This is a genomic window from Cyanobacteriota bacterium (genome assembly GCA_025054735.1).
Lineage (GTDB): Bacteria > Cyanobacteriota > Cyanobacteriia > SKYG9 > SKYG9 > SKYG9.
Genome location: JANWZG010000126.1, coordinates 1 through 9,417 on the forward strand (window position 1 = coordinate 1; position 9,417 = coordinate 9,417).

The following is a 9,417-nucleotide window of genomic DNA, read 5'->3' on the forward strand; positions in this document are numbered from 1 at the left end:
GCAAGCGCAGGGCAACGCTGGAAACATTCCGCGATCGAGTGGGAACGCCAGAACTTGTCCCTAGAAACGTGATTTGCAATGATTCATCACCTTAAAACACAACTATCTCCATCCTACAAGGATTGCTGAAGAGCCGCATAGGTAGGGAACCTTTTGTCTAGTATCTCGACAGTAGTCCAAAATTCCTGGGTGTTGGCAAAATCTGCTATCAGGGTAGATACCTCATCAAGGTGAATACACCTAGTGCACCAGGGCTGGTTGCCTGACCCAACTCTAGAAACTCCCATGCTCTGGCATTTTCTTGTAGGTCGGGTTAGCGATGGCGTAACCTAGCAGCACATAGGTTGGTGCTAGGTCGCACGTTGTTTAACCCAACCAAACAAGATTTGTCAGTCAACTAAGTGTTAGGGACTAGTCTGGGAATTTGTTGACAAATATTCATCTTCTCAAGATTTCCAGATGGTGCCATAATCATTGGGGGTATTCTGCCGCATGACGTATGTCTGTAAAAGTCAGTAGAAAAAATAGTGATGATTGTCTTAATGACAACACTATGTGCTACTAGTGAATCGCTAACTACTCAATGTTTCTCTAGGTGATGATCAGTTAGTTACGGCGGATAGCCAATTTTTGCAGATTATTTGTGGATTATCGGTTTTGTAGTACTTATTGTTACCTAGTTTCGATAACTGTATCTTAGTCTCTATGATGACTCAACCCATGCGTAAATCATTGCTAACAGCCCTAGCACTGCGGATTTCAGTACTTAGCCGATCGGCGGTATCTGCAAAGCCATCTGCCTGGATCACATGGACATTTTTAGCAATTACCCTGTGGTTAATGGGTACATCTCCCGCTCAGGCTCAGTTGCAATTGCGTGTGGCCATTAAAGAAAATGTCGGCAGCGTAGAAATAGGTAGTTCTACTCCAGCGTTGATCCGCAATGAATCTGGACAAGTGATTTCTCAACTTACAGCACAGAGTGCCGTTATTGTGCGTCCTACTACTGGCGGATTGATGCTGCAAAACTTGAAAGCAGGTCAATTTTGGCTAGAGCCTACCGCAGGTGGTTTTGTGTGGATTGGGAATAGCTGGTATCGGGGGCGTGTACAGGTTTTGCCAGGCAAGAGTGGTGTGGTTGCAGTCAACCATGTGGATCTGGAGGAATATCTCTACAGTGTTCTGGGTGCAGAAATGGGAGCTAACTGGCCTCAGGAGGCGTTAAAAGCCCAAGCAGTTGCAGCTCGTTCCTATGCCCTCTATCAGCGAGAGCACTATGGCAACCCTATCTATGATGTAGGTGATACCCAGGCTTGGCAGGTTTACAAAGGTGTAGCTAGTGAGTCGATCAACACTCAAATGGCAGTTAATGCTACTGCTGGCCAAGTTCTCGTGCAAAATGGTCAAATCATTGAGGCTGTATTCCATTCCTCGTCAGGTGGGTACACCGACAATTCAGAAAATGTATGGACAAAGCCAGTAGCTTACCTACGGGGTGTTCCCTCTTACGATGAAGGGGCACCGGGTGCCAACTGGTCGGTAACCATGTCGAGTGAAGAACTCTCAGCACGGATTACGGGTGTAGGCCGTGTGCGGGCGCTGGTGCCAGAGCGTGTAACACCTTTTGGGCGTGTGATCACCATGCGGGTTGTGGGGGATGCTGGGGTGCGTATCCTGAGTGGAGAAGCGATGCGCAATGCTTTAGGGTTACGGAGCACTCGGTTTGTAGTTGCAGCGATCGGCAATGAAGGCAGCACCAAACGGGGGGGACAAGCTGCTAGTACTCGATTCCAAATTGTCGGTACTGGCTTTGGGCATGGCCTAGGCATGAGCCAATGGGGAGCCTATAACCTAGCGCAACGGGGCTTCACCTATCAGCAGATTGTTCAGCATTATTACCAAGGCGCTACCTTGGCCAAGATTGAGGTGCAATAGCCTCCCCCCTTATTAGCCAGAATAGTCTAGCCAGAATAGTCCCACGCCAAGCACTAACTCCACGCTAAGCGCTACCCATAGTTTCTCCAGCATTTCATTGGGATTAGGGAGCTTTATCATGTGATACCAATTCTCCCAAGCCAGCGACATAACCCATTGGTTTATAGTCAGGGCTTGTACGCTCATTACAAGGCATCTGTAGCGATAGTTCGGGGAATTGGTATTAGCCCATGTTACTGCCTTGCAAACATCGAACCTGCTCATCTTGGGTATCATCCTATCCAGAGAGACCAAGTTAGGCTGCTCAGCTTCAACGGTCTCTAGGGCATCTTCACCATGATCAGCCGTTAGAATTTCATACCCCTTATCCTCCAACAGCGGTGAAGTAACCAGCAGAGGTGAGCCTCATCACCCACAATTTTCATCATCTACAATTAACCCCTGCTTTGCTGTCATAGTAGGTATATCTACCTAGATATGGCCATTTGATCAAGGCAGTGCCTGACCCCCCAAATCTTTGCAGTTGCCCAGTGAAGTAGGTTAGAAACAGAAGCTGTTCGTTAAAATCTGGAGATAACTACTCGGAAAGAATTGTCCATGCGATTTTCGCGGTTACTGCCACTGCTGCTAGCCATTGGTGTGATTTTAGGGATGACCATTTGGTTGATAGATTCCCTAATGCGCCTATTTTGGCAATTATCCTACTATCCACTGCTGGCACAACTCTTGATCTTGTTGATTGTTGCTCTGCTGGCTAGCCTGATTGGGGCGATCGTCTACTACTTTTTTGTATTGCCGCACCAAAAGCCACGGCAGCGTCGTCCCCGTCCTAAGGTACCCGCTGCTAAGGTGGATGCTGCTGAAGAAACCCTGAAGGCTGTCCGTAAGCAGGTAGCACAAATCCAAGACGAAGTAGCGCGGCAAGAACTGTTAAGTCGATCGCGAGAAATTGAAGAGAGCCTATCTCGCGGAGATCTGCGGGTAGTAGTGTTTGGCACTGGGTCGGCGGGCAAAACTTCCTTGGTGAATGCCTTGGTAGGGCGCATGGTGGGTGCTGTGGCTGCACCCATGGGCACAACCGACGAGGGAACTACCCATAGCCTGACTTTGAAAGGATTGGAGCGTCGTCTATTGATCACTGATACACCGGGAATCCTAGAAGCGGGAACCGCCGGTGGTGAGCGAGAACAGCGAGCGCGTCAATGGGCAACAGAGGCAGATTTATTATTGTTTGTGCTGGATAACGATCTGCGCCAATCAGAGTTTCAGTCCCTACGATCGCTAGCGAATATGGGTAAGCGATCGCTGCTGGTGCTCAATAAAACGGATCTGTATCCAGAGGCCGATCGTGAAGCTATCTTGCAAGCATTACGAGCACGGGTCAAGGGTGTAATTGCAGGCATGGATGTGGTGGCGGTTGCAGCGAATCCACAAGCAATAACCCTAGAGGACGGAAGCGTCCTGAAACCAGAGCCAGATATCATGCCCCTCATTCGCCGCATGGCTGCCATTCTGCGGGCAGAAGGAGAAGACTTGGTTGCCGACAATATTCTCTTACAGTCGCAACGGTTAGGGGCACAGGCTCGTAGGCTCATTGATCGTCAGCGTCGCCAACAAGCCGAAAAAATTGTGGAGCGCTATCAGTGGATCGGAGCAGGTGTGATTTCAGTGACTCCCTTGCCTGTTGTGGACATGCTAGCAACAGCAGCCGTTAACGCCCAGATGGTAGTGGAAATTGGTCGAATCTATGGCTGTGAACTCAATGCCGATCGGGGACGAGAGCTAGCCCTCTCCCTAGGTAAGACCCTAGTGAGCTTGGGTGTCGTCAAAGGGGCACTAGAACTCTTGACAACAGCACTGCAAATGAACATGAGTACCATCCTTGTAGGCAAAGCTATTCAGGGCATTAGTGCTGCTTACCTCACACGCATTGCTGGCAAGAGCTTTATTGAATATTTTCGCCATGACCAAGATTGGGGCGACGGTGGCATTACAGAAGTTGTGCAACGACAGTTTCAACTCAACCGCAAAGAAGAATTCATCAAGTCCTTTGTGCAAGAGGCTGTTAACCGAGTGATTAAGCCCCTAGAACGCCATCTCGATCTATCCTCTGAAGCAGAACCCCTAACCCCCTTGTCAGATCTAGACTACGAAGAAATTCTACCCCCACAGCCACCATTACAGCGACACATTGACTGAGCAGGGCAACGCTATGAAAATTGTCGATGAGCATTTTCGCCATTGGGCAGCACACGTAGCCATAAAGCGCAGTGTAAGATTTGAAGCTAGGCTATGTGAAATTGTGAGGGGCATAACTTCCCATGGTGTCTGACAAGTTTCGACGACAGTTACGCCAAGAGTTACAACAATGGTTAGCCGATGGCTTAATTGATGCAGAGTTGTTAGATCGACTAGCTCAACGGTATCAATTCCACACCCTAGAACGAGAGGCTAGTAATCGCTTTGTAGCTATTTTGCTGGGGTTAGGTTGCATTCTTCTGGGCTTGGCAGTCATTACCTTTGTGGCAGCAAATTGGCAAGTTTGGTCGAGATCATTCCGGGTGTTGCTTTTGGTAAGCCTGTTTGTGGGCATCAATACCGCTGGATTTTACCTCTGGCGACGATCGTCAAATGCAGGTTACCGGCGCTTAGGTCACGGTCTGTTGCTGATGGGTGGGCTGGCACTAGGGGCTAACATTGGCCTGATGTCTCAAATGTTCCATCAAAGTGGTGAGGTGTACGAGCTATTCCTAGTATGGGGACTGGGAGTAGCAGCAATGGCCTATGGTCTGCGCCTCAACTCCTTGGGGATCATGGCTCTGATTTTGGTGGGGATTGGTTATTGGTTTAGACGACTAGAAGGCTTTTGGGACAATTCCTCACTGCAACTGTTCATTCAACATATGCCACTGATGGTAGCGCTAGTGTTCTTACCCCTGGCGCATTGGTGCCGATCGCGGGCACTGTTTGGTGCAGCCATGGTACTGTTGCTAATCGCACTAGTAGGCAATTTGGATCCCTTCGCAGGCTACAGCTCAGCGCCGGGATGGGTAGCCGCGATCGTCGTAGCGTTGCCTCCAGCACTACTGTGGAGCTATAACCAGGATGCATTCACCTTTTCTCGCTCCCAGCCAAGTGCTACCCCTGACCCCTTTCAATCCTTAGCCCAAACCCTAGCACTCTGGTTCTTAAGCATTCGGTTCTACTTCTTCTCATTCCATTGGATCTGGAACTACGATCGCAGCAATACCTATGTTGACCTAGAAGCGTGGAATTGGCGATCGGCAGTCTACATTGATGTCTTTTTGCTCAGTGCCATGGCCATTTTAGGTTGGCTGCGTCTGCGTCAGCAGTTTACCCAGCCTCGCTGGTGGCAAGAAAAGAACCTGAATACAGGAGTGATAGCTGGGTTCATCATCATCCCATCCATCATATTCTTCTGGCATCTTAGCGTCAGCCCCCTGGGAATCGTCGCCCCCTTTGTCTTTAACCTGTTGCTGTTTTTACTGGCGATCGGCCTTGTTCGCGATGGCCTTACCCTCAACAGTCGTGATGCCTTCTGGGGTGGCATGGTGTTACTCGTGTTGGCTATTCTCAGCCGCACCATAGAGTATAACGCTGACCTATTGTTCAAAGCGTTTGTGTTTGCCCTTTGTGGCGTTAGCATCATCGCTGCTGGGCTGTGGTTTGAGCGTAACCTCAGGCTCTCTAACACTCGTAATGGTTCAACCCCCACCTCAGAGGAGTCACTATGACAACCCACATCCCCCCTGTCCAAGCCAGCCATAGCCCATCACCCAACCTATCTGTTCCTGCATGGCGATTTTGGTTACCGCTGCTACTTCAACTGGGACTAATAGCCGCCGTCCCTGCCCAGGATGCCTACACCTATGTTTGGGGCAAAACAGTTATCCTGCAAACGGTACCTGTGGATCCCTATGACTTTTTACGCGGCTATTCGCAGACTTTAAGCTATGACATCTCTAATCCCACTAACCTCAAACAACTACCGGGATGGCAGGCAATAGATGCCAACAGTTCCAGACGCAACCAACCATTCTACTTGGTGTTAGAGGCACCACCCACGGCCAACGTTACGCCACCAATTCCCTGGAAGCCAGTCCGGGTTAGTGTTGAGCGTCCCACTAATCTGCCTGCTAATCAAGTTGCTCTGCGCGGCTCTTATCGAGACTGGCGAGTCGAGTATGGCCTGGAAACCTACTACATGCCAGCCGATCGCCGGCATGAGATCAATGCAGAGATTAGCCGTGGGCAACAAAATGCGCGTTTTAGCCAGTCGGACGATCGCCGCCTACAAGCATTCGTGGTGGAAGTGAAGGTAGACGATCGGGGTAACGCTGTGCCCGTAAGTCTATGGCTAGACGACCAGTCCTATCGCTTCTAGGTTGATTCGTATGGATGCTGATTTGTGTGGATACGGGGTTACTGCCAATACCACACAAATCTTAGCTTCCTCTAGGGGCCTACTCTGCCCGCTCTAGGGAGAGAAACGGACAGCGAGGTAGGGTAATCTGCTCCACGATCGGCACATATCCCAACCATTGCGATGACAACTGCTCAAACTGCTCAGGACAGCCACTGACACAAAATCGCGTCGTAGGCACTGATTGAGTACTGCGTAGCCCCAGCAAGTCTAGCTCATGGGCTGCCGCAGCAACTAGGTTCCTGGCAGGATCCACCAAAGTGATCGAACTGGGTAGCAACTCGCGCAGTACTGGTTCCAGATGGGGATAGTGTGTACATCCGTAGATTAATGTATCAATCTGATTGGCTAGCAAAGGAGCTAGATAATCCTTAGCAACCTCACGGGTGTAGGGATCATAGATGCGATTTGCCTCAATTAGGGGCACAAATTCTGGGCAGCCCACTTCCCACACGTTCACAGTGGGGTCAATTTCCAATACCGCCTGGGCGTAGGCATGGCTATTGGCTGTGGCTGGAGTAGCAATAACACCAATCCGTTTGCCCTGCTGAACAGCAGCCCTAGCCCCCGGTAAGATCAACCCTAAAATTGGCAAGTCAAACTCAGCTTGTACAGTCTCTAGCGCTAGGGCAGAGCTAGTGTTGCAGGCCATAATCACCATCTTGACTCCTACACTGGTCATCCAGGTCAGAATTTCGCGGACAAACTGGAGAATCTCAGCCGACGATCGAGTGCCATAGGGTAAGCGAGCAGTATCACCAAAATAGAGCACTGACTCTTGAGGCAACTGACGGTGTAATTCACGCAACACTGTTAAACCACCTAATCCGCTATCAAATAGCCCGATCGGCTGGTTCTTAGTCATCACCATTTGCATAGGTATACTCCTCACACATCACACTGGTTAAATTAACCTACACCAAATCCAATGGGGTGCTTTCCGGAAAAAGCTCCAACCCTAACCCCAGGTTCATGAGTGTCAATAACCAGTTGTAGGTGAAATGACAGCCTAACACTATTATCAAGCTGAAATCACAAGGCCATCCCTCAGCGTAGGAAAACAGCTAACGATTGAGATGAGCCATTGCAGATCACCTTTGAGACCGGCAGATAATCCTTTAGCGATCGGCTCCTAACTTTTGCAGAGAGGCTATGCCGAGGATTTGCTATCTCGCTTGACAAGTAGATCTCGCTTACTTTCCAATCATATGCAATGCCTCAATCCAGATTTTAAGTTCCCGTTCAGCCAGGTTTTTATCAGTCAATTCCTGTTCCTGGTGGGCAATGTAGGTGTTCCGAAAGTCGTTGATGCGAGTCACGGTTTCCAAGATCTCGCGTCCACCTTGAAATCGCAAGTGAGCTTTCAAAGCCTCGAATACACCACCGATTTTTGTGGTGTCGTTGAAAGCGTAGTCTAGGCACGATCGCAGTAGGCCAATCAGCGACAAGCCATTATTGAACACCAATGTCCGTTTCAGATTTTGTGCCAATTTGCGGTAATAGTCCTCTGATTTACGGTCAACGCCACCCAGATAGGGAGCAAACCAGGCTTTTTGGTCATCTACGGTGACGGGCATTTCTGGTTGCAGTCGCCGTACTAAGAAGCCCTTCGCTACTTCATCGATCGAGCCGAGGAGCGCGGTAAAGACAGGAGCATAATTCATCCCCTCTTTGTTCTCAAAGAAGCGGTAGAGCATGACGGCTTGATCGGCGGCACGACGATAGCGGGAAGGCAGGGCATTGAGAATGGCTGGATCAATCAGGCTATCGACAGCAGAAGCTTCTTCATCTACCTGACCCAGATTTACAAACAGCGGCAAATCTTGAAACTCCTCAGATTGGAGCAGGTTTTGCAGAGCCGGGGCACAGGCCTGAGCCAGTTCAGCAACGGTGTCGCCCGCCATGCGTTCAAACACGCCTTGGGGAATGTAGAGATAGTGCCATGTGCCTGCTTTTTGCTGACTAAAGTCAGCACTACGAACGTTTGGATTTGTGGTGGCGACTTCAGTCGTCATCCCAGAGGCTGCTTTGCACCAAGCGATCGCTGCTTTGGCTTTCAAGGGTACATCCCGATCTTCACGACCTTTGGTTTCGACCAAGTAGTAGTGACCATCAACTGTGCGGACAAAGAAATCGGGGGTATAGAAGGCAAGTCTGTCTCCATTCGCCAGGTAATCAATCCGCAAGCATTGGGGACCTGCATTTTTGGCAAAGGCAACCACATCGGGGGCGCGATCGCAAAATTCCGCAACTGCTACCTCTAGCTCCCGATTGCAAGGAACCAGATTAAATAATGTTTTTGTGGCCTTCACTGCTGGACGGCGTTCGCTGAGAGTGACTTGATAGGGTTTCCAGGCATTCAGGGATTTGGGTGGTTCAACGATCAACCGTTCTTTGGTAGCGATAGTGCGGCTACGAATCAAGGGCACAAACACCGCCCGCAGGTGTTCCCCCACATCAGAATCGGCTAACCGAGCCACCAGAGCCGGATCGAACAGAGTCGTTTTCTGCTCAAACAGGATTTCTTCCAGAAAGGTCTGAATCAGAGGAGCCAGAACGGAATGCAATCCCCGCAGTTTGCAAATCGTTTCCAGTTGTCTGACATAGTAGGAAACCGCGCCAATACCCGACTCTAGCAGGGGCAAACTCAATTGCATCTTTTCGACGACTTCTCCCGTAAAGAGATGCCGCCCCTCATACTCAATGACAGTTTTGCCCTCACCCCCAGCCCCTCTCCCAAACTGGGAGAGGGGAGCCGAACCATATTCTTCTCCTTCTTCTCCCGCCCTGGGAGAAGGGGGTTGGGGGGATGAGGGCAACGGTAACGGCTTGTAAAGTTTGAACGCTTCTTTCACGTCCTGAATCGTCAAGCCTTCCAGCTTAGGCACTATCCGAAAGCCCGCAGACAGGGTGGGAATCTGGATATTCAGGGCATTCACATCTTTGTGGCTCTCATCGGGGAAGATGGAAATCGTGGTGGCAGGAACGCGATCGAGTTCCACAATTTCCAGCGGCAAGCCTTCTTGAGCCAGTTCTTG

Annotated in this window: 6 protein-coding genes; 4 read left to right on the top strand and 2 right to left on the bottom strand. The window is 50.1% G+C overall.

Annotated elements, in window-relative coordinates:
- Positions 1–705: 705 nt before the first annotated feature.
- The 4 genes from NZ772_07895 (at position 706) to NZ772_07910 (ending at position 6,340) form a co-directional block, all read left to right on the top strand.
- The gene (locus tag NZ772_07895; GenBank protein ID MCS6813477.1) at positions 706–1,935 is read left to right on the top strand and encodes a SpoIID/LytB domain-containing protein; all 1,230 of its coding nucleotides are present in this window, start codon (positions 706–708) and stop codon (positions 1,933–1,935) included.
- 597 nt (positions 1,936–2,532) lie between these two features.
- Positions 2,533–4,134, top strand: coding sequence for a GTP-binding protein (locus NZ772_07900; GenBank protein MCS6813478.1), 1,602 nt, complete (start codon positions 2,533–2,535; stop codon positions 4,132–4,134).
- 122 nt (positions 4,135–4,256) lie between these two features.
- Entirely contained in the window at positions 4,257–5,690 is a 1,434-nt protein-coding gene (locus NZ772_07905) for a DUF2157 domain-containing protein (GenBank protein MCS6813479.1), read from the top strand.
- Positions 5,687–6,340 carry a GDYXXLXY domain-containing protein gene (locus tag NZ772_07910; GenBank protein ID MCS6813480.1) on the top strand — a complete coding sequence of 218 codons (654 nt, stop codon included), beginning with the start codon at positions 5,687–5,689 and terminating at the stop codon, positions 6,338–6,340. The genes NZ772_07905 and NZ772_07910 overlap by 4 nt, the downstream gene beginning before the upstream one ends.
- A 79-nt stretch (positions 6,341–6,419) precedes the next feature.
- Here the strand turns inward: NZ772_07910 and murI are convergent, their stop codons facing one another.
- Positions 6,420–7,244 (bottom strand): glutamate racemase, encoded by an 825-nt coding sequence (murI, locus tag NZ772_07915; protein ID MCS6813481.1) that lies wholly within the window; start codon positions 7,242–7,244, stop codon positions 6,420–6,422.
- 328 nt (positions 7,245–7,572) lie between these two features.
- Positions 7,573–9,417 (bottom strand): Tn7 transposase TnsA N-terminal domain-containing protein (locus tag NZ772_07920; protein ID MCS6813482.1); only part of this gene is annotated, 1,845 nt, incomplete at its 5' end.